Origin of the sequence: Methylosinus trichosporium OB3b (genome assembly GCF_002752655.1) — a bacterium.
Classification (GTDB): Bacteria; Pseudomonadota; Alphaproteobacteria; order Rhizobiales; family Beijerinckiaceae; genus Methylosinus; species Methylosinus trichosporium.
The window spans coordinates 4,249,202-4,273,382 of sequence record NZ_CP023737.1; the positions used below are offsets into that span (position 1 = coordinate 4,249,202).

27 protein-coding genes and 1 tRNA gene are annotated in these 24,181 nt (G+C 66.2%); 12 read left to right on the plus strand and 16 right to left on the minus strand.

The annotated features are described in order from the left end of the window. Positions 1-34: 34 nt before the first annotated feature. Positions 35-1,132 carry a COX15/CtaA family protein gene (locus CQW49_RS20115; RefSeq protein WP_003609475.1) on the minus strand — a complete coding sequence of 366 codons (1,098 nt, stop codon included), beginning with the start codon at positions 1,130-1,132 and terminating at the stop codon, positions 35-37. A 198-nt stretch (positions 1,133-1,330) separates the two neighbouring features. On the opposite strand from CQW49_RS20115, the gene CQW49_RS20120 reads away from it, so the two are divergent. Then, complete coding sequence (locus CQW49_RS20120; RefSeq protein WP_003609474.1) at positions 1,331-1,879, plus strand: MerR family transcriptional regulator; 549 nt, start codon at positions 1,331-1,333, stop codon at positions 1,877-1,879. A 113-nt stretch (positions 1,880-1,992) separates the two neighbouring features. Here CQW49_RS20120 and CQW49_RS20125 read toward each other — a convergent pair whose 3' ends face one another. Then, positions 1,993-2,862: an FkbM family methyltransferase gene (locus CQW49_RS20125; protein ID WP_003609472.1), complete on the minus strand. Its 870-nt coding sequence runs from the start codon at positions 2,860-2,862 to the stop codon at positions 1,993-1,995. Between the two features lie 216 nt (positions 2,863-3,078). Here CQW49_RS20125 and CQW49_RS20130 point away from each other — a divergent pair. The 3 genes from CQW49_RS20130 to smbP all read left to right on the plus strand — a co-directional run bounded on the left by CQW49_RS20130 (position 3,079) and on the right by smbP (position 3,932). Then, positions 3,079-3,156 (plus strand) — tRNA-Pro (locus CQW49_RS20130). Positions 3,157-3,249: 93 nt separating this feature from the next. Next, positions 3,250-3,456, plus strand: coding sequence for a hypothetical protein (locus CQW49_RS20135; RefSeq protein ID WP_003609471.1), 207 nt, complete (start codon positions 3,250-3,252; stop codon positions 3,454-3,456). A 140-nt stretch (positions 3,457-3,596) separates the two neighbouring features. After that, the gene (gene smbP / locus CQW49_RS20140) at positions 3,597-3,932 is read left to right on the plus strand and encodes a small metal-binding protein SmbP (RefSeq protein WP_003609470.1); all 336 of its coding nucleotides are present in this window, start codon (positions 3,597-3,599) and stop codon (positions 3,930-3,932) included. A gap of 78 nt (positions 3,933-4,010) precedes the next feature. On the opposite strand, the gene CQW49_RS20145 is transcribed toward smbP, so the two are convergent. Then, positions 4,011-4,613: a PAS domain-containing protein gene (locus CQW49_RS20145; RefSeq protein WP_003609468.1), complete on the minus strand. Its 603-nt coding sequence runs from the start codon at positions 4,611-4,613 to the stop codon at positions 4,011-4,013. A gap of 161 nt (positions 4,614-4,774) precedes the next feature. Between CQW49_RS20145 and CQW49_RS20150 the strand changes: the two genes are divergently transcribed. Together CQW49_RS20150 and CQW49_RS20155 are read left to right on the plus strand one after the other, a co-directional pair. Further along, positions 4,775-5,557, plus strand: a complete 783-nt coding sequence (locus tag CQW49_RS20150; protein WP_003609467.1) for a rhomboid family intramembrane serine protease — start codon at positions 4,775-4,777, stop codon at positions 5,555-5,557. 25 nt (positions 5,558-5,582) lie between these two features. Further along, positions 5,583-6,014, plus strand: a complete 432-nt coding sequence (locus CQW49_RS20155) for a CBS domain-containing protein (protein WP_003609464.1) — start codon at positions 5,583-5,585, stop codon at positions 6,012-6,014. A gap of 55 nt (positions 6,015-6,069) precedes the next feature. Here CQW49_RS20155 and CQW49_RS20160 read toward each other — a convergent pair whose 3' ends face one another. Next, the gene (locus CQW49_RS20160) at positions 6,070-7,101 is read right to left on the minus strand and encodes a patatin-like phospholipase family protein (protein WP_003609462.1); all 1,032 of its coding nucleotides are present in this window, start codon (positions 7,099-7,101) and stop codon (positions 6,070-6,072) included. A 399-nt stretch (positions 7,102-7,500) separates the two neighbouring features. Between CQW49_RS20160 and CQW49_RS20170 the strand changes: the two genes are divergently transcribed. Next, positions 7,501-9,594, plus strand: coding sequence for an ABC transporter ATP-binding protein/permease (locus CQW49_RS20170; protein WP_003609460.1), 2,094 nt, complete (start codon positions 7,501-7,503; stop codon positions 9,592-9,594). Next, the gene (locus CQW49_RS20175) at positions 9,591-10,298 is read left to right on the plus strand and encodes an RlmE family RNA methyltransferase (protein ID WP_003609458.1); all 708 of its coding nucleotides are present in this window, start codon (positions 9,591-9,593) and stop codon (positions 10,296-10,298) included. Before CQW49_RS20170 ends, CQW49_RS20175 begins: the two co-directional genes overlap by 4 nt. Before the next feature lie 58 nt (positions 10,299-10,356). On the opposite strand, the gene hisI is transcribed toward CQW49_RS20175, so the two are convergent. Beyond that, the gene (hisI, locus tag CQW49_RS20180) at positions 10,357-10,767 is read right to left on the minus strand and encodes a phosphoribosyl-AMP cyclohydrolase (RefSeq protein WP_003609457.1); all 411 of its coding nucleotides are present in this window, start codon (positions 10,765-10,767) and stop codon (positions 10,357-10,359) included. A 1-nt stretch (position 10,768) separates the two neighbouring features. Beyond that, positions 10,769-11,398 carry a GTP cyclohydrolase I FolE gene (folE, locus tag CQW49_RS20185; protein ID WP_003609455.1) on the minus strand — a complete coding sequence of 210 codons (630 nt, stop codon included), beginning with the start codon at positions 11,396-11,398 and terminating at the stop codon, positions 10,769-10,771. 129 nt (positions 11,399-11,527) lie between these two features. On the opposite strand from folE, the gene CQW49_RS20190 reads away from it, so the two are divergent. From CQW49_RS20190 to CQW49_RS20200, 3 genes are all read left to right on the plus strand, one after another. Next, positions 11,528-11,959: an iron-sulfur cluster assembly scaffold protein gene (locus tag CQW49_RS20190; RefSeq protein WP_003609453.1), complete on the plus strand. Its 432-nt coding sequence runs from the start codon at positions 11,528-11,530 to the stop codon at positions 11,957-11,959. A 346-nt stretch (positions 11,960-12,305) separates the two neighbouring features. Continuing rightward, positions 12,306-12,827, plus strand: a complete 522-nt coding sequence (gene ruvC, locus CQW49_RS20195) for a crossover junction endodeoxyribonuclease RuvC (protein WP_024749452.1) — start codon at positions 12,306-12,308, stop codon at positions 12,825-12,827. An 84-nt stretch (positions 12,828-12,911) separates the two neighbouring features. Beyond that, the gene (locus tag CQW49_RS20200) at positions 12,912-14,309 is read left to right on the plus strand and encodes a DHA2 family efflux MFS transporter permease subunit (RefSeq protein ID WP_003609449.1); all 1,398 of its coding nucleotides are present in this window, start codon (positions 12,912-12,914) and stop codon (positions 14,307-14,309) included. 568 nt (positions 14,310-14,877) lie between these two features. Here CQW49_RS20200 and CQW49_RS20210 read toward each other — a convergent pair. Continuing rightward, positions 14,878-15,141 (minus strand): CCDC90 family protein, encoded by a 264-nt coding sequence (locus tag CQW49_RS20210; RefSeq protein WP_003609447.1) that lies wholly within the window; start codon positions 15,139-15,141, stop codon positions 14,878-14,880. Positions 15,142-15,454: 313 nt separating this feature from the next. Here CQW49_RS20210 and CQW49_RS26185 point away from each other — a divergent pair, with 313 nt between their 5' ends. Next, the gene (locus CQW49_RS26185) at positions 15,455-16,120 is read left to right on the plus strand and encodes a hypothetical protein (protein ID WP_155931231.1); all 666 of its coding nucleotides are present in this window, start codon (positions 15,455-15,457) and stop codon (positions 16,118-16,120) included. Between the two features lie 41 nt (positions 16,121-16,161). Here CQW49_RS26185 and CQW49_RS24795 read toward each other — a convergent pair whose 3' ends face one another. The 9 genes from CQW49_RS24795 to CQW49_RS20255 form a co-directional block, all read right to left on the minus strand. Then, positions 16,162-16,596 (minus strand): hypothetical protein, encoded by a 435-nt coding sequence (locus tag CQW49_RS24795; protein ID WP_155931230.1) that lies wholly within the window; start codon positions 16,594-16,596, stop codon positions 16,162-16,164. Between the two features lie 265 nt (positions 16,597-16,861). Next, positions 16,862-18,844 (minus strand): protein meaA, encoded by a 1,983-nt coding sequence (locus CQW49_RS20220; RefSeq protein ID WP_003609445.1) that lies wholly within the window; start codon positions 18,842-18,844, stop codon positions 16,862-16,864. A gap of 79 nt (positions 18,845-18,923) precedes the next feature. Beyond that, positions 18,924-19,319, minus strand: coding sequence for a type II toxin-antitoxin system VapC family toxin (locus CQW49_RS20225; protein WP_003609442.1), 396 nt, complete (start codon positions 19,317-19,319; stop codon positions 18,924-18,926). Between the two features lie 26 nt (positions 19,320-19,345). Continuing rightward, on the minus strand, positions 19,346-19,588 hold the full coding sequence (locus tag CQW49_RS20230) for a type II toxin-antitoxin system Phd/YefM family antitoxin (protein WP_003609440.1): 243 nt from the start codon (positions 19,586-19,588) through the stop codon (positions 19,346-19,348). Positions 19,589-19,664: 76 nt separating this feature from the next. Continuing rightward, the gene (locus CQW49_RS20235) at positions 19,665-20,903 is read right to left on the minus strand and encodes a molybdopterin molybdotransferase MoeA (protein ID WP_003609437.1); all 1,239 of its coding nucleotides are present in this window, start codon (positions 20,901-20,903) and stop codon (positions 19,665-19,667) included. Next, positions 20,896-21,390, minus strand: a complete 495-nt coding sequence (gene moaC / locus CQW49_RS20240) for a cyclic pyranopterin monophosphate synthase MoaC (RefSeq protein WP_003609435.1) — start codon at positions 21,388-21,390, stop codon at positions 20,896-20,898. Before moaC ends, CQW49_RS20235 begins: the two co-directional genes overlap by 8 nt. 3 nt (positions 21,391-21,393) lie before the next feature. Beyond that, the gene (gene trpC / locus CQW49_RS20245) at positions 21,394-22,218 is read right to left on the minus strand and encodes an indole-3-glycerol phosphate synthase TrpC (protein WP_003609432.1); all 825 of its coding nucleotides are present in this window, start codon (positions 22,216-22,218) and stop codon (positions 21,394-21,396) included. Positions 22,219-22,328: 110 nt separating this feature from the next. Next, positions 22,329-23,360 (minus strand): anthranilate phosphoribosyltransferase, encoded by a 1,032-nt coding sequence (gene trpD, locus CQW49_RS20250; protein WP_003609431.1) that lies wholly within the window; start codon positions 23,358-23,360, stop codon positions 22,329-22,331. A 145-nt stretch (positions 23,361-23,505) separates the two neighbouring features. After that, positions 23,506-24,117, minus strand: coding sequence for an anthranilate synthase component II (locus tag CQW49_RS20255; RefSeq protein WP_003609429.1), 612 nt, complete (start codon positions 24,115-24,117; stop codon positions 23,506-23,508). Positions 24,118-24,181: the final 64 nt, after the last annotated feature.

Consider the following 24,181-nt stretch of genomic DNA (forward strand, 5'->3'; position numbering starts at 1 on the left):
CTGGGGGGCGAGAATAGGCCAGTCGCTTCCGATCTCATGTCGCCTTCGTCTCCACGGCCTTGCGCAGCCGCTGCGCATGCAGCGTCGCGACGGCGAGCACGGCCATGGCCAGCGCCTGATGCGACAGCGCAGCCCATAGGGGCGCGGCGAGCAGCACGGTCACTATGCCGAGCACGGCCTGCGCGCCGATATGACCGAGCAGCACGCCGGCGCCGCGGCCGACGCGACCGCCGGCCGTGCCCTCGGCGTCGATGAAATGCACGAGCGCCAGCGCCAGCAGCACATAGGCCACCATGCGATGGTCGAATTGCGCCGTCGCCGCCGTGTCGAGAACATTGACCCACCAGGGCGAGAGCGGCAGCAGAGCCTCGGCCGGCGGCACGAGGGCGCCGTCCATCAGCGGCCATGTGTTGTAGATGAGGCCCGCGCGCAGCCCCGCGACCAGCGCGCCGGCGCCGATCTGCACGAAGACGAGGACGAGCAGCAAGGTCGCGAAAAAGGCGAGGCGCTTGCGTCCATGCTCGACGACGAGCGGGCGTTGCGGGCCGAGTCCGCCGGCGACCCAGAGGCAAGCCGAGAAGATCAGCGACGCGAACAGTAGATGAACGGCGAGACGCTCCTGCGCCACTTCGACGCGCTGGCTGAGACCGGAGGAGACCATCCACCAGCCGACCGTTCCCTCGACAACGATCAGCGTCAAAATGGCGAGGAGCCGGATTTTCAGCTTTTTCGGCACACGCCCCTTCAGCCAGAAGAAGGCGAGCGGCAGGGCGAAGGCGGCGCCGATGAGCCGGCCGAGCAGCCGATGGCTCCATTCCCAGGCGTAGATGACCTGGAAGCGCGCGAGATCCATGTCCGGGAACATCTCGCGATATTGCGGAATTTGCTTGTACGCCTCGAAGGCCGCAGTCCATTGCGCCTTCGTCAGGGGCGGCAGCACGCCGCTCAGCAGCTTCCATTCGGTGATGGAGAGCCCCGATTCGGTGAGCCTTGTCGCGCCGCCGACGATCACCATGAGAAAGACGAGGGCGGCGACGATCCACAGCCACAGGCGCAGCTCGGTGGCGGTCTCCTCGCTCGGCGGAGCGACGATAGCGGGCGTGTGGGCGGGAAAATGAATCCAATCGGTCATGGGGACCACTCGGGCGTCGGGGCGGGGCCGTCGCGCGTCACTTAAGAGGAGGGCGGGGGTCTTGTCCACATCGGCGTCGGCCGCGGCGGGCGGAGCTCGCGGGAGCTGAAAATTCCCGCTGGCGTTCGACGCCGCTCGGACCACAATAAGCGAAGGCCGAATCGCTCGTTCGGCCGCAGCTGGAGCGGAGCGAGGCGGGTGAACGGCAAGGACGAGGGCGCTTTCCGCACGATCGGCGAGGTCGCGGAGAGCCTGGACCTGCCGCCGCATGTGCTGCGCTTCTGGGAGACGCGCTTTTCGGAGATCGAGCCGGTCAAGCGCGCCGGCGGGCGGCGCTATTATCGGCCGCGCGACGTGGAGCTCGTCGCCGCCATCCGCCATCTGCTCTACGGCCGCGGCTATACGATCAAGGGCGTGCAGCGCCTGCTGCGCGAGCAGGGCGTGCGCGCGGTGATCGACAATGTGCGCTCGGGCGCGCTCGAGCCGCGCGCCGGCGATCTCGGCGAGGACGCCGAGCCCTCGCTGTTCTCGCACGCCGCGCCGGCGAGCGAGCCGCAGCCGGAACGGCCGGCCGCTTCGGCGCTGGTCGCGATGTCGGCGCGCGAGCCGACGACGCTCGATCTGCCGGCGGTGCGGCTCGTCGAATCATCGGCCGGCGCCCTCGGGCCGCAGGAGACGCGGCGGCTGCGCGAGGCGCTCGAGGATATTTCGGAGTGCCGGCGCATGCTGCTGTTGACGATGCGGTGATTTCGGCGAGATCGCAGAGGCGCGGCAGCCGGCGGCAGCGCCCCGCTTCATCGAAATCGATGGGCCTCGAGAGGTGCGCTCTCGAGGCCCAGTCAAATCGGCTAAAAGCACTACTAAGGCGTTATCCGATCGATCGAACGATTCGTTCGAGCGGAAAGCGCTCCGGCTTCCGAGTGTGAAGGCGCGATCCATACGCTGTTTCCTTCGTCGACCGTATAGCGGTAGCCGTAGGATGCGAGCATATCCGTTATATCGAGAGCCCTCTTGCTTCTGGCCGCCAGGCGACTCGGGTGAAGCTCGAGAGCCAAGGCCCGTATTCGGTGCTGCTCGAAAATCTCCGGTGAGCCGAGAAGCGCTTCGTATTCGGATCCCTCTATATCCACCTTCATGAGATCGACGTGATCCATGCCTTCTTCATTCAATACGTCTCCCAGCCGGCGGGTCGCCACCGCCTGGCGGCGCAATGGATATTTCGTGACGCCTCGGTCCAAGGCGCTCGCCCCCGTGTTCGTATCGGGAGAAAGACGCAGGCCCCCTTCGCCGGACCGGTCCGAAATCGCGATATTCAACACGCGGGCGCCTTCGATTCCATTGAGCTGCAGGTTCCTGTCGAGAACAGGCAGAAGACGCTCCTGCGGCTCGATGCTGATGACGCGCCCAGCCGGACCGACGAGCCTCGCGGCGATCACCGTGAAATAGCCTTCATTGGAGCCGATATCGACAAAGTTAGCGCCGGGAAACAATAGCTTATGCATCGTGTTGATCATGTTCTGCTCATAGAGCCCGTGGCGATTGATCGTCCCACCGAAATGCGACACGGGGTCGATCCAGAACTGCCCGTAGGGGGTCTTCGCCACCATGCGCCGTATGCGCAGAATTCTCTTCAACAAAGCCGCGAGGCTCGCCGGCCGCACCTTCATCAGACATTCGTGCAAGACGATCTGACGCCGTCGCAACGGATGTCCGGCTTGCGTCTCGATCATGAAATCGCTCCCCGAAACTACTCAGTATGGCGTAGGTCGAATCGTCGAATGAATGCAACCAATCCTACACCATATCCGTTCGGGTCGCGCCCGGGAAGGGCGATCGACTAAGTGACGGTGCAATCGGATGGAGGATAAATTCCCCGATCCTGGTCCCGAGGAGCCGCCGTTGGCCGTTGCCAGCGACGGCCGCGCCCTCTATAAGGACGCCCGTGTCGGAGTGTAGCGCAGCCCGGTTAGCGCACTTGTCTGGGGGACAAGGGGTCGTGGGTTCGAATCCCGCCACTCCGACCAAAACCAACAACAAAACCCCATTGGCGAATCTGACCGGGGAAAAACGAAGAAAAATTCATCCGGCTTTCAGACTCGCCTAGCGAGAGAGAGCAAATGGCGAAGCAACATTTGATCGCCCTACTGCAGTCGAAGCTGGATGAGGCGCGAAAGGACTTGCGGATAGCGGCGGTGAATTTCGATGTTCCCGACGACAAGTTGCTGGAGCTGCGCGAAACTGCGCGCCACTTCTATCTCGAGTTGAAGGAGCAGGATCGTCTCGTCGCCCGCAAGGGTTTCTTCGACTCCTTCAAATTCTGGTGATCAGCGAAATCTTTGCCACAGCCTTGTAGTGCTAGGCGAATCGCGCCTTGTGCTGTAGAAAAATACGCGACAGGATCGGCGCGGCCGCATGCCCAGTCGAGGCAAATCGCCGAGACATGCGCGCCGCGGAGGGAACGCTCATGAAATTTAAAAGTCTCGCTCTCGCGCTCGTGTTCGGCGCCTTCGCATTCGGCTCCGGTCAGGCGCTGGCCGACGATCGCTTGGACAAGACCAAATATCATGTCGAGGAGGCGATCACCCAGGCGAAGCTGAAAGATACGGGCCTGCTCGCCTATCATGCCGATCTCGCCCTCGAGAAGGCGGAAAGCCTGCAGAAGTTCAAGCCCGACCCGCATCTCGCCGAGGCGATCACGCACATCAAGGCCGCGGTCGAGGAAGGTCATGCCGACCATCTCGCGCCGGCCACCGAGCACGCCAAAGCCGCATTGGCCGAACTGCAGCAGGTCGCCAACTAAAAGGGTCGCGCGCAGCGATTCGACGCCATGGCGAGCCGGCGCGCGACGCGCCGGCTGCGCCTGTTGCTTTGCCGCTGATCAGACCTTGCCGCCTTGATGCACGACGAGCGCAGGGCGGCTCGCGACAGGATGCGGACGGGCGGAGGAGGGCGCATATCCTGCCGTGGGCGCAATGCGCCGCGCTTCGCTCGGACCGATCACCCGAAATGATTTGAGCCTCAAAGGGCGGGCCGGCGCCAGGCCGAACCAGCGCGGACGCCGCGCCGGAGCCAGAGCGCCGAGCATGCGCGCGTGAGTCTTGCCGAAATGACGCAAGGGCAGCAGCAGCAGCTCCATTTCCAGCGGCTCGTGTCCGGCGCCCGCCGTCGCTTCGACGCCCGCGACGACCGGGGCGACCCCGTCGATGACAGTCATCATGACCGAGGCCAATGTGCGGCGGTCCTCCTCCTCGAACAAGGCGAGGAAGGATTGGCCCTTCTGCTCGGCCAGCCACAGCGCGTTGAGCCTGGTTCCGGAGAGCCGCAGCGGGAAGGTCGCGGCCGAATCGACCTCGATGATGAAGGAATCGGCCAGCGCGTCGCGAATTTCCGCCGGATCGATCTCGGAACGCTCGGGCGCCGAGCGCGCGCCTTTGAGCCGATGCCAATAGTCATAAAGATGGTTGTTGATCGATTGTCTCATTTTGTTTCCGAACGGCACATGTTCGACGGCCTTGCGTCGGGTTGGGGCGCATCGCGTCCCTCTCCCGAGGGGCGTGAGCTTCGCAGCAGTCGACATGCCAAAAATCGCGGAACGGCTCGAGGTTTCGGCAACCATGCCGGCCGGCGGCGGAGGATCGAGAGATGAATGAATGGCGCGGAGCCCGGCGCGGCGACCGGGAGCGAATTCTCAATCTGCCCGGCGTGGTCTCCCTGGTCCTCGGCGTGCTGGCGGCGATTCAGCTGGTCATGAGCGCGCTTCCGACCGCGGCGGTCGAGGCCGTCTATGTCGAGCTCGCCTTCGTGCCGGGGCGGATCGCCTTCGCCTTCTGGCCGGAGGCGGCGGCGCAGGCGATCGCGCAGCAGCTTCACGCCGACGCCGCCGACATCGCAGGCGAGCTCGGCGCGCTGCCGACGCCCTGGTGGACATTTCTCACTTATGCGCTGCTGCATGGCGGCTGGACGCATCTTGCGATCAATGGCGTCACTCTCGCCGCTTTCGGCTCGCCGCTGGCGCGCCGTTTCGGCGACGTCCGCTTTCTCGTCTTTCTGGCGCTGACGGCGATCGCCGGCGCCGCGGCGCATCTCTTGGTCCATCCGTTCGATCTCGCGCCCGTCGTCGGCGCTTCGGCGGCGATCTCGGGAACCATGGCGGCGAGCGCGCGTTTCGCCTTCGCCCAGTTCCGTGCGGAAGGGGAGCCGTCGGCGTCGCCGCAGGGCGCGAGCCTCGCGGAATTGTGGCGCAACCGGCAGGCGCTGACCTTCGTCGCCGTGTGGTTCGGCGTCAATCTTCTGTTCGGCCTGTTTCCGCAGGCGACGGGCGAGAGCGAGCTGATCGCCTGGGAAGCGCATGTCGGGGGCTTCGCCGCCGGTCTGCTGCTGTTCGGCGTGCTCGATCCGCGCGCGGCCGAAAGGCGCGCGATTTGAGGAAAAGCGAGGGGAGGATTTCGAGATGAATGTCGCCCGCATACTCGCGCATAAAGGGACCGAGGTCGCCACCACGGCGCCGAGCCGCAAACTGCTGGAGGCCGCCGCCGATTTGACGCGGCGAGGAATCGGCGCGCTCGTCGTCGTCGATGCGGATGACATGGTGATCGGGCTCATCACCGAGCGCGACATCGTCGCCGCCATCGCCCGCCATGGCGTCGAGGCGCTCTATGACGAGGTCGCACGCTTCATGACGCGCGATCCCATGTCCATCGACGAGGACCACAGCCTCGATGCGACGATGGAGGCGATGACGATCGAGCGCCGCCGTCATCTGCCGGTGATGCGCGACGGACGGCTCGCCGGCATCGTGTCGATCGGCGATGTGGTGAAATGCCGGATCGACGAGATCGAGTCGGAGCGGCGGGAGCTGTTCGCTTATATCGCTTCGGCGTGAGCAGAGCGAATAGGGAGTAGGGAGTAGCGTCAAGCGCTGCTCGCCACCCGCTCTCTCACGGCGTCGCGCCGACGAGCGGAATATGCGCGAAAATATTGGGAAGCGAGCGTTTCGTCGCCTCGTGGCCGAGCTCGATCAGCTCCTTGGCGCGGTGGAAGTCGAACATTCCGACATCCTCGTGCCGGGCGTGGATCGTCGCGTCCGGCGGATCGCCGGCCATGCGCGAACGCAGGATGCGATCCTGAATGATGTTGAAGGCGTCGATCATCGAGGCGGCGACATTGGGCGCGGCGCTCGGCCGGCGATGGAAATAGCGCGGCAGCAGATGCTCGGCGACGACGCTGTCGCGGCGCTCGGCGAAGGGCGCCTCCGCCACGCCGCCGCTCGCCTCGCCGTGATGATCATGGATGATGTGCGAGCGATACATGGTGTCCGCCGTCACATTGACGGCGATGACGAAATCGGCTCCGAGCGCGCGGCAGACGGTGATCGGAATGGGATTGACCAGCGCGCCGTCGAACAGCCAGCGGTCGCCGATGCGCACCGGCTCGAAAATGCCGGGAAGGGCGTAGGAGGCGCGCACAGCCTCGGCCACGGGTCCGCGCTTCAGCCAGACCTCATGGCCCGAGCCGACCTCCGTCGCGACAACGGCGAAGCCGATGGGCAATTCCTCGATGCGCATGGTCGCGAGCTCGCGCTCGAGCGCGGCGCGCAGGCGCTCTCCGCCGATGAGGCTCATGCCGGAGAAGGAAATATCCATCATGCGGAAGACGCGACGCTTGGTCATCGACAGCGCGAAGCTCTCGATCTCGTCGAGCTTGCCGGCGGCGTAGCAGGCGCCGACCACGGCGCCGATCGACGTGCCGGCGACGACATCGGGCACGACGCCATGGGCGGCGAGCTCGCGCAGCACGCCGATATGCGACCAGCCGCGCGCCGCGCCGGCGCCGAGGGCGAGGCCGATCTTGGGGCGGGCGGCGTCCGGCTTCGGCTCGGACGGCGGCGCAGGCGCGCGATCGACGGGCGGAGCGTCGGCTCCGCCGTCGGCAGCCCATCTGTCGAAGGGATTGCGAAAAAACGCTGTCATCGCGCCTCTCCTCCGTCTCCGCCCCTAGTCGTTTTTTCTATATTGGGTGCAAAGCTGCGCGCAGAAAGTAGCCGGGCCGTTAACAAAGCCAGAGCGCGGGCGGCGGCGCGGCGATGCGGGGACGAGCCGGCAAAAATTTTCCCGGCGGCCGCAAAAAGAGAAGCAGCGTCGATCTGCGCGCCACAAAAGCGGCCGCAAATGCGTCGCGGGCGCGACTGACGCGATTTTTCTTCTCGCTCGCCGTCGCCTTGCAGCCTTACGCCATTTGCGCTTTCGTCCCAAAGCGCGCTATCGCGAAGCGAATGAGCGGGTGCGCCACTCGAATGGCGCAATCTCGAGGCTGATGCGTCGCAGAGCCGATTCCTCGGCGCGACACTTCGGCAATCAGGGGAAAACGACATGCAGAGACTGGGCGCGGCGGTCGCCGTCTTCGCGCTGCTGGCGCTCGGCGCCGGCCTTCATACCGGCGGCGCCGATCTCTTCCTGCTCGCCGCCGGCGCGGGGCTTTGCGCCTACACCACTTGGCGCAGCGCGGCGATGTCGAGCTTCCTCAAGATTTTCGCCGCGATCTTCTCGGCCGAGACGGTGGTGTTCGGCCTCGCCCGCCTGCTGGAGGCCGAGGGGCTGTGGCCTGCCGCGCTCGCCGATTACGCGCTGCCGGACAGTTTCGCGCTGACGGTCGCGGTGTTCTCCATCCTCGTCTTCGCGCTCTCGCATGTGCCGGTGGTGCGCGAGATGACGCGCATCGCCGATCTCTATTTCGATACGGACGACCGCGCCGAGCTGCGGCTGTGGCGCATTCCCGCCTTTCGCGTGAGCGAGACGGCGATCGCCGTCGCCATGATCATCGGCCTCGTGCTGATTAACCAGGCTCAGGTCGGCATATCGGTGCGGCTCTCCTTCATCCGCCGCGACTATTACACCGCTCTGCAGGAGATGCACGGGGCCGAGTTCTGGCGCCTGTTCCTCTATGGCTTCACGCCCTGGGCCTTCACCTTCATCTTCTCGGCGGTGGTCGAATATGTGGTGCAGTCGCTGCTGATCATCCGCTGGCGGCAATGGCTCACCCGCCATTATATCGGCCGCTGGCTCGGTGGGCGCCGGCATTACGCCATGGCTCTCGCCGGCAGCGCGGCGGACAATCCCGACCAGCGCATCGCCGAGGATGTGAACCGCTTCATCGACGGCGGCGAGTCCGGCTATGGCGTATACTCCTATTCGATCCTGCTGATCTCCAAGGTCAGCTCGCTCGTCTCCTATTCGATCGTGCTGTGGGATATTTCCACCGCCTTCACCTTTCCGGGAACCGAGTTTTATCTGCCGGGCTTCCTGTTCTGGTGCGCGCTCGTCTATGCGACCTTCGGCACCATCGTGACGCATCTCATCGGTCGGCCGCTGACGGCGCTGCTGTTCGAGAAGCAGCGTCGCGAGGCCGATTTCCGCTTCTCGCTGGCGCGGCTGCGCGAATATGCCGAGCAGATCGCGCTGCTCGGCGGCGAAGGCGCCGAGCGCGCCTCGCTCGGGCGCAGATTTGCGGCGATCGTCACGAATTTCTACGCGATCATGAATCTGCGCAAGAAGCTCGCGGCCTTCACCGCGACCTACGGCCAATTGTCGATCATCATCCCCTTCGTGCTGACGGCGCCGTTCTTCTTCGCCGGCAAGATCAAGTTCGGCGTGATGACCCAATCGGCGGAGGCCTTCGGCCATGTGGAGGGCGCGCTCGCCTTCTTCATCGATTATTACGTGTCGCTGTCGAACTTCAAATCGGTGCTCGACCGTCTCGCCTCCTTCGACGCCGCGGCCGATCGCGCCGAGGAGCTGATCGCCGCGCAGCCGGCCGCCCGCGCCGAGCGGCGCGACATCGCGCTCGACGTCACGCTGGCGCTGCCGGACGGGCGCCGCATCGTCGAGGCGCGCGGCCTCGCGCTGGAGCCGGGCGAATCAGCGCTGCTCACCGGCCCCTCGGGCTCGGGCAAGTCGACGCTGTTCCGCGCCGTCGCGGGCGTCTGGCCCTATTGCCAGGGCCGCATCGACATTCCCGCCGGCGCGGAAGTGATGCTGCTGCCGCAGCGACCCTATGTGCCGATCGGCACGCTCGCCCGCGCCGTCGCCTATCCGGCCGAGCCCGAGGCGTTCTCGCGCCACGAGATCGCGGAGGCGCTGGAGGCGGCGCGCCTGCCGGGCTTCGTCGCCCAGCTCGAGGAGGAGGCCAATTGGGGCCAGCGTCTTTCCGGCGGCGAGCAGCAGCGCGTCGCCGTGGCGCGCGCGCTTTTGGCCAAGCCCGACTGGCTGTTCCTCGACGAGGCGACCTCGGCGCTCGACGAGAAGCTCGAGAGCGAGATTTACACCATGCTGGCCGAGCGCCTGCCGGGGACGACGGTGGTCTCGATCGGCCATCGCTCCAGCCTTCTCGCCTTCCATCGTCGCCATATCGCCATGGAGCCGACCGACGGCGCCGTGTTCGCGCCGCGCGAAATGGCGCCGGCATGACCAAATCCGGCGCATCGGGGCGCGAAGGCGGCCGCTCGCTGAAGACGCGCGTGAAGACGGCGAGGAAGCGCTCGCTGTCCTCGACGCTCTGGCTCGAGCGCCAGCTCAACGACCCTTACGTCGCTCAGGCCAAGCGTGACGGCTATCGCTCGCGCGCCGCCTATAAGCTGCTCGAGCTGGACGAGCGCTTCCATCTGTTCCGCCCCGGCCAGCGCATCGCCGATCTCGGCGCGGCGCCCGGCGGCTGGTCGCAGATCGCCGCGCGCAAGGTCGGCGCCGGGCAGGGCAAGGGCAGGGTGGTCGGCATCGACCTCCTGGAGATGGAGCCCGTGCAGGGCGTCGAGTTCACGGTGATGGATTTCAACGACGCCGACGCGCCGGAGCGGATCAAGGAGATGCTCGGCGGGCCGGCCGACGGCGTGATGTCCGACATGGCCGCCAACGCCACCGGCCATAAGCAGACCGATCATTTGAAGATCGTGGCGCTCGCCGAGCTCGCCGTCGAATTCGCCCGCGAAGTGCTGGCGCCGGGCGGCTTCTTCGTCGCCAAGGTGCTGCAGGGCGGCACGGAGCATACGCTGCTGGCCGAGCTGAAGCGCGATTTCGCGGTGGTGCGCCATGTGAAGCCGGCCGCGAGCCGGGCCGATTCGGCCGAGCTCTATGTGCTGGCGACAGGGTTTCGCGGGCGCGCGGCGGTGCAGTGACGAGAGAGGCGCTCCCCGCTCGCGCCCGCAAGCGGGGAGAGGCGAGGGGCAGGGCGCTCTACGCGAACTCCAGCCGCCGCGTCGGCCCATCGGCGAGGCGGCGATAGAAGCAGGACTTTCGTCCCGTGTGGCAGGCCTTGCCGTCGCCTCCGGGCTCGACCCTCAGCAGCAGCGCGTCCTGGTCGCAATCGACCTCGATCGACAGCACCTTCTGCACCTGACCGGAGGTGTCGCCCTTGCGCCAGAGGCTCTGGCGCGAGCGCGACCAATAATGGGCGATCCCGGTCTCGATGGTCTTGTCGAGCGCCAGCTCGTTCATATAGGCGACCATGAGAATCTCCTTGGTCGCCGCCTCCATTGTGATGCACACGACGAGGCCCTGCGCGTCGAAGCGCGGGGCGAGAACGAGGCCTTCCTCGATCTCCTTCGCCTCGATCTCCTTCGCCTCGGCCGGCGGCAGCGCGGACATGTCAGCGGCCGCCGCGCAGCAACGTGTAGAAATGCACCTGCTCGGCCGGCTCGTCGCGGAACACGCCGGAGAATTGCACGGTGACGGTCGAGGAGCCCTGCTTCAGCACGCCGCGCATGGACATGCACATATGCTCGGCCTCGACCAGAACGGCGACGCCGCGCGGCGCGAGATGCTGGTCGATCGCCGTGGCGATCTGCGCCGTCATCGCCTCCTGCGTCTGCAGGCGCTTGGCGTAGGTGTCGACGAGACGGGCGAGCTTGGAGAGGCCGACGACGCCGCCTGTCGGATAATAAGCGATATGCGCCTTTCCGACGAAGGGCACGATATGATGCTCGCAATGCGACACGAAGGGAATGTCGCGCACGAGGACGAGGTCGTCATAGCCCTCGACCTCCTCGAAGATGCGCGCCAGCGACTCGCCGGCGTCCTCCTGATAGCCGCGGAAAAATTCCTCATAGGCCTTCACGACGCGACGCGGCGTCTCTTTCAGCCCCTCGCGGTCCGGATTGTCTCCCGCCCAGCGCAGCAGCACGCGCACGGCCGCCTCCGCTTCCTCGCGGCTCGGCCGCTCGACAGGCTTCTCCGCCGTCTCGGGACGGCTGAGCAAGGGCTTAACCACGGCATCCATGTGGCGCCTCCAAAATCAACGAAGCCCGACGGTCTTCGGGGACGATGGCCGCTTTCGACACGGCCCGAGGAATTATATACTCAGTGGAAGAAATCCACGTAACCCCCCGCTAGCAACTTATCGGCCACCATGCTCGATCAAGTGTACAACCAGCGCATTCTGGAGCTCGCCGCGCAGATTCCGCGCATCGGACGACTGCCGGCTCCCGGCGCCAGCGCCACCGCCCATTCCAAGCTCTGCGGATCGACAGTGACGGTCGACGTCACCCTTTCCGACGGAAAAGTGGCGGATTTCGCCCATGAGGTCAAAGCCTGCGCGCTCGGCCAGGCCGCCTCCTCGATCATGGCGCGCAACATCGTCGGCTCGACGCCGCAGGAGTTGCGCGACTTGCGCGAGATCGTCCGCAAGATGCTCAAGGAGAACGGCGCCCCGCCGGAAGGCAAATGGGGCGACATCGCTCTCCTCGAGCCCGTGCGCGATTTCAAATCGCGACACGCCTCGACGCTGCTGACCTTCGACGCCGTCGTCGACGCGATCGGCCAGATCGAAGCGAAGACATAAAGAGGAATCGCGCCGTTCTCCCGTCTCCCGCTCGCAATGCGCGCGGGGAGACGAAGCGGCAGACGTCGTGGCCTTAATTCGAAGCGCTCGTCAGTTCCAGCGGCGCCTGCCGCCTCCTCTCCCCGCTCGCGCGCGAGCGGGGAGAGGTGAGGGGCCGGGAGGGCTCGCGGCGTCTCGATATCGCGAGCTCGCCGAGCCCCTCACCTCACCTCTCCCCGCCAAGGCGGAGAGAGGAGGCGGCCGGCGTCGGGCCTTATTTCGAACGCTCGTCAGTTCTAGCGGCGCCTGCCGCCTCTCCCCGCTCGCGGGAGAAGGAGAGCGCGATTTCTTGATTGGGGTTAACGTCATGACGAACGAAACGATTCGCATTCTCGGCGTCGACCCGGGCCTGCGCAACACCGGCTGGGGCATCATCGAGGCGTCGCGCGGGTCGCGGCTCTCCTTCGTCGCCTGCGGCAGCCTGCATTCCGATGGCGACGCCGCGCTCGCCGAGCGGCTGGCGCAATTGCAGCGCGGACTCGCGGAAATCATCACGGCGCATTCGCCCCATGAGGCGGCGGTCGAGGAGACTTTCGTCAACCGCGATCCGCAATCGGCGCTGAAGCTCGGGCTGGCGCGCGGCGTCGCGCTCGCCGCCCCCGCTCTCGCCGGCCTCGAGGTCGCCGAATATGCCGCCAATCTGGTCAAGAAGACGGTGGTCGGCAACGGCCACGCCGAGAAGGCGCAGGTCGCGATGATGGTGCGCGTGCTGCTGCCGGCGAGCCGCGCCGAGAGCGCCGACGCCGCCGATGCGCTCGCCGTCGCCATCTGCCACGCCCAGCACCGCGCCAGCCGCGCCGCCGCGCGGCTGCTGCAGGCGCGAGCCTGATCCACGGCGCTTTCGACAATCGGCTCGAAAGCCGGCATATAGAACGGCGCCCGAGCCTTCCACGCCCACCTTGAACGAGGTCCGTTGCCTTCTTTCGCCGTCACACCGCTGATCGTCGCCACTGCGCTGTTCATGGAGAATCTCGACGGCACCGTGCTGTCGACGGCCCTGCCGGCCATGGCCGCCGATCTTCACGAGGACCCGATCGCGCTGAAGCTGGCGCTCACCTCTTATCTGCTCTCGCTCGCGGTGTTCATCCCCGTTTCCGGCTGGGTCGCCGACCGTCATGGCGCGCGGCGAGTGTTTCGCGCGGCGATCCTCGTCTTCACCTTCGGCTCGATTCTCTGCGGCCTCTCGACCTCGCTCACCGGCGTCGTGCTGTCGCGCGTCGTGCAGGGGCTCGGCGGGGCGATGATGGTGCCGGTCGGGCGGCTGGTGCTGCTGCGCGTCGCGCCGCGCGAGCAATTGGTGCGGGCGCTCGCCTATCTCACCGTGCCGGCGCTGATGGGGCCGATGATCGGCCCGCCGCTCGGCGGCTTCATCGCCACTTATTTCCACTGGCGCTACATCTTCTGGATCAATGTCCCGATCGGGGTCCTGGGCGTGCTGCTGGTCACGCGCTTCATTCCGGACCTGCGCGAGGCCGAGGTCCCGCCGCTCGATGTGAAGGGCTTTCTGCTCTCGGGCTTCGGCCTTTCCGCCCTCGTCTTCGGTCTCGGCGTCGCCGGCCCCGGCTTCATCGCGCTTCCTTATGTCGCGGCGCTCATCGGCGCCGGCGTGCTGGCGCTCGCGCTCTATGTGCGCCATGCGCTGCGGGCGCCCTATCCGATCATCGATCTCTCGCTTTTGCGCGTGCCGAGTTTTCACGCCTCGGTCGTCGGCGGCTTCCTGTTCCGCATGGGGCTCGGCGCCTCGCCGTTCCTGCTGCCCTTGATGCTGCAGACGGGCTTCGGGCTCACCGCCTTTCAATCCGGCTCGCTGACCTTCGTCGCCGCCATCGGCGCCATGGCGATGAAGACGACGGCGCAGCCGATCTTGAACCGCTTCGGCTTCCGCCGGGTGCTGATCGTCAATGCGCTGATCTCGGCCGGCTTCTTCTGCGCCAACGCCTTCTTCACGCCGGCGACGCCGCATTGGGCGATCATGACGATCCTGCTCGTCGGCGGCTTCTTCCGCTCGCTCGAATTCACCGCGCTCAACGCCATCGGCTACGCCGATATCGACCAGCAGGCGATGAGCCGGGCCACCAGCTTCGCCTCGGCCGGACAGCAATTGTCACTGTCCGCCGGCGTGTCCCTCGGCGCCGCGGCGCTGGAGGGGGCCCGGTCGCTGCATGGCGGCGGGGCGCTGCAATATATGGATTTCGAGCCGGCGTTTCTGATGGTCGCGGCGGTGTCGGCCGCCTCGATCCTGTTCTTCTGGCCGCTCGCCCACAATGCGGGCGCGGCGCTCACGGGGAACGGCGCAGGACGGATCAGATAGGCGGCCCCCGGCAAACCGCGGGCCTCCCTTGCCCTCACCTCGTCCCGCGGAGCGCCCGCAAACGGGCTCGGGAGATGTAGCGTATCGATGGAGGTGGCGACCGTCGTTGCTCGCGCCGGTGCTGATCCAGGCTCATTTCAAAAATTCGAGCGCCGCCAGCATGAAGCCTCCGAGCGCGATCTGCGTGACGACGAGCCAGCGCAATATGCCCACCTTGACGCTCACGGTCTCGATCTTCGCTTCGAGCTTCGTCTCGACTTCCCGCAGATCGGCTTTCGTGGTCAGGGTTCCCGCAACGATCTAGCGAAACGCCTCGACGACGCCGATGGCCTGCTCTTCCCGAGCAGCCCCCAAGGACGGTCCGCGCGCGCAAAGGAACAAACTCACCTCTTGCCTTCTATCGTATATTCAAGACATTCATGCATTCATCCCTCTCGAACTCGCCAAGAAAAGACGTCACCTCACGCTGCCTGCCATTGCACGGCGCGCAGACGGGCGACGGCTCGGCCGTTCGGCGCGGAGGAACTCGGCGGGGCCGTCCGTCATCTCGTTGGCCCCGGCCAAGCGATCAGCGGAGGAATTTCAGCGCCGCGAGAAGGAAGCCGCCGAGCGCGAATTGCGTGACGACGAGCCAGCGGAGAATGTCCACTTTGAGGTTGGCGGCGGACGTCTCGATCTTGGCCTCGACCTCGCGAATGTCCGATTTTGTCGCGAGAAGGCCTGCGTCGATCTCGCGAAACGCCTCGACGACGCCGATGGCCTGCTCTTCCGAGAAGCCTCTCTTGCGCAAAACCTGCACGATGGCGAGCGTGTCGATGGTCAGGGCGGTCATGGAGGGGAAGATAGCAGGTTCGCGGCCGCGTTCAACGCGGCGGCCGCGAGGGCGGTGGGGCGATCAGGTGAAGGAATAAATCCACAACCCTCGTCCTGAGGAGCCCGCGAAGCGGGCGTCTCGAAGGACGGCAAAGGGAGGAACCCAAAGGATTCGCCCCGCTGCCATCCTTCGAGACGCCGCCTGCGGCGGCTCCTCAGGATGAGGATCTGGGATTTTTATCCTTCGCCGTGTGGCGAATGTTCATCGACGAAAGAAAGCATCTTGTCGAGCTCGGCGGCGGCGCGGAGAGTGTAGCGGAGCTTCACAGGCCATGCTTCGCCCAGATGGCCCGCAGCTGATCGTCCGTCGCGAACTCGCCGCGCTCCGCCTGCGCGAAAGACTTTCCGAACGAAGCTTTCCCCTCGGCGGTGAGCTACACGACCGGCGGTTTGTCGCCGTCATCGCCATGATGACGCGGGCCGTATCGTCTTGCATGGCGGCAGGGAGGCCGCGATTTTTTGCACCAGCCCATTTAGGCCCGTATGGTCTTGCCCTCATAAGCCAAGGTTCCCCGATGACGCTTTCTGACCTCGCTTTATCGCTACCGAACGGATTGCACGATGCTAAGCTAAAGGTCGTGACAGTCGATTATGTAAGCCGTGAGGCGAAGTTATTGCTAGACATATGGATGGGTGACATCGATGCCGTTTCCGAGGCAGAACGTGAAAAATACAAGCAAGCAGAAATCACTCTAACAGGCGTGATATTTTGGGTTTGCGAGCCACCCTGTGCTGGTTATCCGTTTTTCGCTAATGGCTGGCTCACAATTGACCTAGGGGCTATTAAATCGCTTGCCAAACCACCATCAACGGTTCTGCCTCCTGTGCCTGCCAACGCTTTTGTAAATTGGATATTCGTGCAGGACTGGAATGCTTTTATTTATGTCGCGGCTGGCGATGCCAAACTGAAGTGGCTAGCCCCAAGCGCGTTGCGATAATCTTGAATTGTGCACCGAGGCATTGGCTTGCAACCGACGCCTCAGCGTCTCTTGTGCCGGTCCGTGTGTGCGTCTGCTTTCGAGCGCATAAAAGGATCGTATTTTCGTCGATAATCCTGCTCTATTTCATTCACGACGCTGTCGCCAACATGGTAGCTGAGGATGTGCTTGAGGCTGCAAAACTCGGCAGCAGTCAGCAAATCTGGCAATGCGGCCTTGATGCCTTGTTTTGTAGGTAGATGTTCAATAAATGCAAATGCAACAGCAGTTCTCACATCATCGCTTTGGGCGCTCAGGCAATACCGAGCATAGGCCATCGTTTGATGAATTCCATCCATATCGTCAGCCTCGAACGATTTTGCAAACTCGCACCATAAATCTATCCAAAGAGCCATCGGACTCTTTGCTCTTTCAATTATTGATTTGTGCTTTGGCAACTTTTCAATTGCAATTCGTTTCCAGCTGCTCACCAGCATCAAACCTCTCGGAGACGCAATCCATAAACCAATTAAAATCTAATTGCTCAATATGGAACCGCTTTCTCGTCGGGCGCGGCGTCCCGCCCCTCGTGCATAGGCTTGCTATCTGGAACCATGCGAGCGAGCGCTTCTGGCGCATTGGCGAAAATCAAACCCCACTCGAGCGTCCGACCCTCACGAGGGGCCCGCGATCCAGGAGCCCGCCCCGCGGCTCTGGATCGCTTCGCTGCGCTCGCGATGACGGCACAGTGGGCGCGCGGCCCTACGCCCGCCCCTCCACGCTCTTCTCGATAAGTTGCGCCAAATCGGTCATGATCGCGTTGAGATCATAATTCTTCGGCGTGTAGACCGCCGCCACGCCATTGTCGCGCAGCAGCTTCTCGTCGGCCGGCGGGATGATGCCGCCGACGACCAGGGGCGCCTCGACGCCCTTCTCCTTCATCAGCCGCAGCACCTCATGGGCGAGCGTCACATGCGAGCCGGAGAGGATGGAGAGGCCGATGCAATGCGCGCCTTCCTTCTGCGCCGTCTCGACCAGCTCGGCCGGGGTCGAGCGGATGCCGGCGTAGATCACGTCGAAGCCGGCGTCGCGGGCGCGCACGGCGATCTGCTCGGCGCCATTGGAATGGCCATCGAGGCCCGGCTTGCCGACCAGGAATTTGGCGCGCGTGCCGATCTTGGTGGAGACGCGCTGCACCTCCTCGCGCACCGCGTCGAGCTGGCCGCCGACCTGCCGCGCCGTGGAGGAGACGCCGGTCGGCGCGCGATATTCGCCGAACACGCCGCGCAGCACCGCGCCCCATTCGCCCGTCGTCACGCCGGCCTTGGCGGCGGCGATCGAGGGCTCGACCATATTGCGGCCTTCCTTCGCCGCGCGCACAAGTCCGTCGAGCGCCGCCTGCGCCGCCTTGGCGTCGCGCTGCGCGCGCCAGGCGTTCAGCCGGGCGATCTGCTCGGCCTCGACATGCTCGGGCACGACCATGATCTGATTGTCGCCAGCGGTGAGCGGCGAGGGCTCGCCCTCGGTGAACTTGTTGACGCCGACGACGATCTGCTCGCCGGCCTCGATCGCCTCGAGCCGCGCCGTATTGCTCTCGACCAGCTTCGACTTCATATAGCCGAGCTCGACCGCCGCCGCGGCGCCGCCCAGCTCGTCGATCTTCTTCAGCTCGGCGACCGCCTCCGCCTTCAGCGCCGCGACCTTGGCCGCGATCGCCGGATTGCCGTCGAAGATGTCGCCATATTCCAGAAGATCGGTCTCATAGGCCATGATCTGCTGCATGCGCAGCGACCATTGCTGATCGAAGGGCCGCGGCAGGCCGAGCGCCTCGTTCCAGGCCGGCAGCTGCACGGCGCGGGCGCGGGCGTTCTTCGACAGCACGACCGCCAGCGCCTCGATCAATATGCGATAGACGTTGTTCTCCGGCTGCTGCTCGGTGAGGCCGAGAGAATTCACCTGCACGCCATAGCGGAAGCGGCGGGACTTCTCATCCGTGACGCCATAGCGGTCGCGGGTGATCTCGTCCCACAGCTCGACGAAAGCGCGCATCTTGCACAGCTCGGTGACGAAGCGCATCCCGGCGTTGACGAAGAAGGAGATGCGGCCGACCACCTCGGCGAAATCCTTGTCCGAGAGACCGGCGGCCTTCACCCCGTCGAGAATGGCGCAGGCCGTGGCGAGCGCATAGGCCAGCTCCTGCGCCGGCGTCGCGCCGGCCTCCTGCAGATGATAGGAGCAGACATTCATCGGGTTGAACTTGGGGCATTCCTTCGTGGTGAAGAGAATGAGGTCCTGCGTCAGCCGCAGCGACTGCGCCGGCGGGAACACATAAGACCCGCGCGAGAGATATTCCTTGATGATGTCGTTCTGCGTGGTGCCTTGCAGCTTGCCGCGCGGGGCGCCTTGCTCGTCGGCCGCGGCGATATAGAGCGCGAACAGCCAGACCGCGGTGGCGTTGATGGTCATCGACGTGTTCATATCCGCGATCGGAATGCCGTCGAACAGCTGGCGCATGTCGCCGAGATGCGACACCGGCACGCCGACCTTGCCGACCTCGCCGCGCGAGAGGATATGGTCGCTGTCATAGCCGGTCTGGGTGGGCAGATCGAAGGCGATGGAGAGACCCGTCTGGCCCTTGGCGAGATTGGAGCGATAGAGGCGGTTCGACTCGGCGGCCGTGGAATGGCCGGCATAGGTGCGGAACAGCCAGGGCTTGTCGCGACGCGGGGCAGCGGATTCGGTCATGTGTTCGGTCTCCCTCCGAAAGAGGCGATAACACAGGACGGCGTTTGGGCGAAAGCGCTCGGGTGAAGCCTTTGCGCGGTCAGGGGATCAGCGTCGAAACCCCGAGCGGCGGTCCCGCCTCGGCGAGGCGCTTGTCGAGCGTGCACAGCGTCGCGCCATGTGCGGCGCTGACGGCGAGGTGCAGAGCGTCGCCAGCGCGCAGTCCAAGCGCGAATTGGTCGACAAATCTCGTGGCCGTGTGGAATTCATTCGAGGTGATCGGCAGAAGGGCGAAGCTGTCGGAGCAAAGGCGCGCCAGAGCGGCCAGCGCGTCGGCGCGTAGAGCAGCGTCGACCGCGCCGGTGCGCAGTTTAATCGACAGAGCGGATGAGAACTCGGCGACTGTCCATTCGCTGATGGCGAGCGAACCCGGCGTCGGGTCATAAAGCCAGCTTTGAATCTGAGCTGTGCGCGCTTCCAGGGTCAGCGCCGCCACCAGCAGCGACGTGTCGAGTTAGAGCGTCAATAGCGGTCCTCGTTCCGCATGCGGCGCACGAATTCGCTCGAAGGCTCGGTTTGCAGCGGCATGCGGTCGGTCAGCGCGCGCAGAGCCGCGACATCGACCGGCTTGCGAGGCTCCTCCAGCGGCGCGATCTTCGCGATCACCTTGCCACGGCGCGTTAGGCGGACGGTTGCTCCCCGAGCCGCTCGCTCGACCAGCTCGCTCAGATGGGCCTTGGCCTCGGCAATGGTGACTCCGCTCATCGTCGCCTTCCTCATGACCATCTAGATGACCAATATATGGGGTCGCGCCGGCAAACGCCAGCGAGGCCAAGCTCGATTATCCCGTCACGAACGCCCCCGGCAGCCTCAGCACCCGGCACGCCCCGCCGGCCGCCACCGCCGGCGCGCCGGCCTCGCGGATCAGCAGGGCCTGGGAGCGGACCAGCTCGGTCAGCAGCGAGGAATCTTGCAGCGGCTCCGGAGTCGCCACCAGCCGGCCTTCCGCATCACGCCCGAGTCTCGCGCGCATAAAATCGCGGCGGCCTTTGTTCGGCTTCAGCGCGGCGCCGGCGATGGCGGCCTCGCTCTCGTCGGCGCCGGCGCGCTTGTCGCCCTGCAGCGCGCGGATCAGCGGGGCCAGGAACACCAGGGCGCAGACGATCGCCGCCACCGGATTGCCGGGAAGGCCCAGAATGCGGGTCTCGCCGAGCGTCCCATGGATCAGCGGCTTGCCCGGGCGCATGGCGATGCGCCAGAAATCCAGCGTCATGCCCTGGCGGGCGAGGGCCGGGCGCAGCAGGTCGTGGTCGCCGACCGAGGCGCCGCCGAGCGTCACCAGAATATCGGCGCGCTCCTCGCGGGCGCGAGCGAAACCTTTTTCCAGCTCGGCGATGTCGTCGCGGAAGATGCCGAGGTCGATCACTTCGGCGCCGGCGCTCTCGGCGATGGCCGCCACGGCGTAGCCGTTGCAGGCGATGATCTGGCTCGGGCCGGGCTCGGCGCCGGGCGGAACCAGCTCGTCGCCCGAGGCGATCAGCGCCACGCGCGGACGGCGCGCCACCGCTAGCTGCGGATGGTTGATCGCGGCGGCGAGCGCCAGCTCGTTCGGACCGAGCCGCGTTCCGGAGAAGAGCGCGGCGTCGCCCTCACGAAAATCGAGGCCGCGTGCGCGAATGTGGCGGCCGGCCGGGGGCGGGGAGGCGGCGCCGACGCCGGCGGCGTCCACCGTCGCATCCTCCTGCAAGAGGATCGTGTCGGCGCCCTCGGGCACGGGCGCGCCGGTGAAGATGCGCACGGTCTCGCCGGGGCCGAGCGGAGCGCCATAGCCATGGCCGGCGGCGCTCTCGCCGACGAGCGTCAGACGCGCGCCCGGCGCAGCGAGATCCGCGGCGCGCAGCGCATAGCCGTCCATGGCCGAGACGGCGACCGGCGGCTGGGTGCGGCGGGAGACGAGATCGGCCGCGAGCGTGCGGCCGAGCGCCTGGGAAAGCGGAACCTCCTGCTCGCCGAGGCGCGTCACGCCGGCGAGCACGCGGGCGAGGGCCTCGTCCACGGACAGCAATTTGTCGTCAGCCATTCTGGTCCATTTCGTCGCGGCGCCATTCGCCGGAGCGCCCGCCGCGTTTTTCCAATAGCTCCACGCCCTCGATGCGCATGCCGCGATCGACGGCCTTCAGCATGTCATAGACGGTCAGAAGCGCGACGCTCACCGCGGTCAGCGCCTCCATCTCCACGCCGGTCTTGCCGGTCACGGAGACTTCGGCCGTCACCGTCACGCCGGGCAGGGCCGCGTCGGCCGCGACATCGACCGCGATCTTGGTGACGGGCAGAGGATGACAGAGCGGGATCAGCTCATGCGTCCGCTTCGCCGCCATGACGCCGGCGACGCGCGCGACGCCGAACACATCGCCCTTCTTCGCCTGCCCCTCGACGGCGAGCGTGAGAGTGGCCGCGTCCATCACGATGCGGCCCCGCGCCACGGCGACGCGCTTCGTCTCCGGCTTGTCGGAGACGTCGACGATATGCGCCTCGCCCTTGTTTGAAAGATGCGTGAGCGCGCTCATGGCTCAGACACGCGCGCGCCTGTGCTCGGTCGCCGAGGCGCCGTGCAGCAGCGCGCGCGTCGCCGCCGTCACATCATCCTTGCGCACCAGGCTCTCGCCGACGAGGAAGGTGAACACGCCGGATTTTTCGAGCCGCAGACAATCCTCATGCGCGGCGACGCCGCTCTCGGCGACGATGATGCGGTCCTTCGGGATTCGCTCGGCGAGGCGCTCGGTGGTCTCGAGCGACACCTCGAATGTATGCAGATCGCGATTATTGACGCCGACGAGCCGCGTCTCCAGCGGCAGAGCGCGATCGAGCTCGCGCTCATTATGCACTTCCACCAGCACATCCATGCCGAGATCATGGGCGGCGGTGTTGAGCGCCTTCGCCTCCTCGTCGCTGACGGCGGCCATGATGATCAAGATGCAATCGGCGCCGAAGGCCCGCGCCTCGAACACCTGATAGCGGTCGTAGAGGAAATCCTTGCGGATCGCCGGCAGATGCGTCGCCTTGCGCGCGGCCTCCAAATCCTCGAGCCGGCCCTGGAAGGAGGGGCCGTCGGTCAGCACCGAGAGGCAGGCGGCGCCCCCGGCCGCATAGCCGCGGGCGATGGCGGGCGGATCGAAATCGGGGCGCAGCACGCCCTTCGAGGGGCTCGCCTTCTTGATCTCGGCGATCAGCGCGATGCGCCCTTCGGCGAGCTTGGCCTCGATCGCATGGATGAAGCCGCGCGGCGGATCATGGTCGCGCACATTGCGCTCGAGCGTCGAGAGCGGCATGCGCACCTTGGCGTCGTTGATCTCGGTTCGCTTATACGCTTCGATCTTGCTCAGAATGTCGGTCATGCTGCTTACCTAGAACGGAATCGCCGCCAGTGGAACCGCGTGCGTTTCGTCCGAAGAGATTAGCATGAAAATACCGTGCTTCGCCGCAATTCGACAGGCGCGCCGACGAGCTACGACGCCGCAGGCTGCGGCCGGTTGGAGACGCGGACGAGCGCCTCGAGCTTCTCCTTCGCGGCGCCGCTGTCGAGCGCCCGCGCCGCCAGCGCCGCCCCCTCGCGCAGATCGCCGGCGGCCTCGGCGACGATCAGCGCCGCCGCGGCGTTGAGAACGGCGATGTCGCGATAGGCGTTGCGGGCGCCCTCCAGCACGGCGCGCAGCGCGCTCGCGTTATGGGCCGGGTCGCCGCCGACGAGCGCCGCCGGCGCGGCGCGGGCGAGGCCGGCGTCTTCCGGCGCGACGGAGAAGGCGCAGAGCTCGCCGTCCGCCAGCGCGACCACATGAGAGGGGCCCGTGGTGGTCAGCTCGTCGAGTCCGTCGCTCCCATGGACGAGCCAGGCCCGCTTCGCGCCGAGCTCGGCGAGGGCGCGGGCCAGCGGCTCCAGCAGATCTTTCGAATAGGCGCCGATCAGCTGGCGCTCGGCGCGGGCGGGATTGCACAGGGGGCCGAGCAGATTGAAGAGCGTGCGCAGTTTGAGCTCGCCGCGCGCGGCGGCGGCGTGGCGCAGCGCCGGATGATGGGTCGGCGCCGCCATGAAGCAGAGGCCCGTCTCGGCGAGGCAGGCCGTCGCATGGGTCGGCGCGACGCCGACGCGCACGCCGAGCTCGGCCAGAACATCGGTGGCGCCCGAGCGTGAGGAGGCGGCGCGGCCGCCATGCTTGGCCACGCGCACGCCGCAGCCGGCCACGATCAGCGCCGCCAGCGTCGACACATTATAAGTGCCGGCGCCGTCGCCGCCGGTGCCGACGATGTCGATCGCGTCGGCGGCGCCCTCGACCGGCGCCATGGCCGCGCGCATGGCCTCGGCCCCGCCGATGATCTCCTCGACGCTCTCGCCGCGCAGCCGCAGCCCCATCAGGAAGGCGCCGAGCTGCGCCGGCGTCGCCCCGCCCTCGAGGATGACGGACACTGCCGCGCGCGCCTCGGCGCGCGAGAGCGTCGCGCCGTTGGCGATGGTCGCGAGGAAGGGAACGAGGTCGGTCATGACTTTCCAGAGCCCTCATCCTGAGGAGCGCCCGCAGGGCGCGTCTCGAAGGATGTTCCAGGGGGCGCGCTGCGGCCCACCCTTCGAGACGCGCCCTGCGGGCGCTCCTCAGGGTGAGGGGACTGCTCGATGGACAGGGGCGGCGTCACGCCACTTTGGCGCGGCGGCGCGTCTCGTTCCATTCCTGCGCGAGATCGAGGAAATTGCCCAGGATCTTGTGGCCGTGCTCGGAGGTGATGCTCTCGGGATGGAACTGCACGCCATGCACCGGCGCGCTCTCGTGCGAGAGACCCATGATGAGGCCGTCCGGCGTCTCGGCGGTGACGCGCAGGCAGGAGGGCAGGGTGTCGCGCGCGACGATCAGCGAGTGATAGCGCGTCGCCAGGAAAGGCTTGTCGATGCCGCGGAAGATGGTCTCGCCTTTGTGCAATATGGTCGCCATCTTGCCATGAACCGGCAGCGGCGCGCGAATGACGTCGCCGCCGAAGGAGAGGCCGATCGACTGATGGCCTAGGCAGACGCCGAAGATCGGGATCTTGTCCCAGGCGGCGGCGATGAGGTCGAGGCAGACGCCCGCCTCCTTGGGCGTGCAGGGACCGGGGGAGAGCACGATGGCGTCCGGGCCGGCCGCGAGAACCTCATCCGCCGAGATCGCGTCATTGCGCCAGACGGTCACCTCGGCCCCGAGCGATCCGAAATAATGCACGAGGTTGAAGGTGAAGCTGTCGTAATTATCGATGAGCGTGACTTTGGCCATTCCTGCGGTCCATTGGCGGCTTCGGCGCAGCGCGTGTTGTCCGCCGTTCGGCGGGCGGAGTCAA

Coding starts and splice junctions, on each gene's coding strand:
- CQW49_RS20115 (WP_003609475.1), bottom strand. CDS start 1,132: ATGACCGATTGGATTCATTTTCCCGCCCACACGCCCGCTATCGTCGCT.
- CQW49_RS20125 (WP_003609472.1), bottom strand. CDS start 2,862: ATGATCGAGACGCAAGCCGGACATCCGTTGCGACGGCGTCAGATCGTC.
- CQW49_RS20135 (WP_003609471.1), top strand. CDS start 3,250: ATGGCGAAGCAACATTTGATCGCCCTACTGCAGTCGAAGCTGGATGAG.
- smbP (WP_003609470.1), top strand. CDS start 3,597: ATGAAATTTAAAAGTCTCGCTCTCGCGCTCGTGTTCGGCGCCTTCGCA.
- CQW49_RS20145 (WP_003609468.1), bottom strand. CDS start 4,613: ATGAGACAATCGATCAACAACCATCTTTATGACTATTGGCATCGGCTC.
- CQW49_RS20150 (WP_003609467.1), top strand. CDS start 4,775: ATGAATGAATGGCGCGGAGCCCGGCGCGGCGACCGGGAGCGAATTCTC.
- CQW49_RS20155 (WP_003609464.1), top strand. CDS start 5,583: ATGAATGTCGCCCGCATACTCGCGCATAAAGGGACCGAGGTCGCCACC.
- CQW49_RS20160 (WP_003609462.1), bottom strand. CDS start 7,101: ATGACAGCGTTTTTTCGCAATCCCTTCGACAGATGGGCTGCCGACGGC.
- CQW49_RS20170 (WP_003609460.1), top strand. CDS start 7,501: ATGCAGAGACTGGGCGCGGCGGTCGCCGTCTTCGCGCTGCTGGCGCTC.
- CQW49_RS20175 (WP_003609458.1), top strand. CDS start 9,591: ATGACCAAATCCGGCGCATCGGGGCGCGAAGGCGGCCGCTCGCTGAAG.
- hisI (WP_003609457.1), bottom strand. CDS start 10,767: ATGTCCGCGCTGCCGCCGGCCGAGGCGAAGGAGATCGAGGCGAAGGAG.
- folE (WP_003609455.1), bottom strand. CDS start 11,398: ATGGATGCCGTGGTTAAGCCCTTGCTCAGCCGTCCCGAGACGGCGGAG.
- CQW49_RS20190 (WP_003609453.1), top strand. CDS start 11,528: ATGCTCGATCAAGTGTACAACCAGCGCATTCTGGAGCTCGCCGCGCAG.
- ruvC (WP_024749452.1), top strand. CDS start 12,306: ATGACGAACGAAACGATTCGCATTCTCGGCGTCGACCCGGGCCTGCGC.
- CQW49_RS20210 (WP_003609447.1), bottom strand. CDS start 15,141: ATGACCGCCCTGACCATCGACACGCTCGCCATCGTGCAGGTTTTGCGC.
- CQW49_RS26185 (WP_155931231.1), top strand. CDS start 15,455: ATGCTTCGCCCAGATGGCCCGCAGCTGATCGTCCGTCGCGAACTCGCC.
- CQW49_RS24795 (WP_155931230.1), bottom strand. CDS start 16,596: ATGCTGGTGAGCAGCTGGAAACGAATTGCAATTGAAAAGTTGCCAAAG.
- CQW49_RS20220 (WP_003609445.1), bottom strand. CDS start 18,844: ATGACCGAATCCGCTGCCCCGCGTCGCGACAAGCCCTGGCTGTTCCGC.
- CQW49_RS20230 (WP_003609440.1), bottom strand. CDS start 19,588: ATGAGCGGAGTCACCATTGCCGAGGCCAAGGCCCATCTGAGCGAGCTG.
- CQW49_RS20235 (WP_003609437.1), bottom strand. CDS start 20,903: ATGGCTGACGACAAATTGCTGTCCGTGGACGAGGCCCTCGCCCGCGTG.
- moaC (WP_003609435.1), bottom strand. CDS start 21,390: ATGAGCGCGCTCACGCATCTTTCAAACAAGGGCGAGGCGCATATCGTC.
- trpC (WP_003609432.1), bottom strand. CDS start 22,218: ATGACCGACATTCTGAGCAAGATCGAAGCGTATAAGCGAACCGAGATC.
- trpD (WP_003609431.1), bottom strand. CDS start 23,360: ATGACCGACCTCGTTCCCTTCCTCGCGACCATCGCCAACGGCGCGACG.
- CQW49_RS20255 (WP_003609429.1), bottom strand. CDS start 24,117: ATGGCCAAAGTCACGCTCATCGATAATTACGACAGCTTCACCTTCAAC.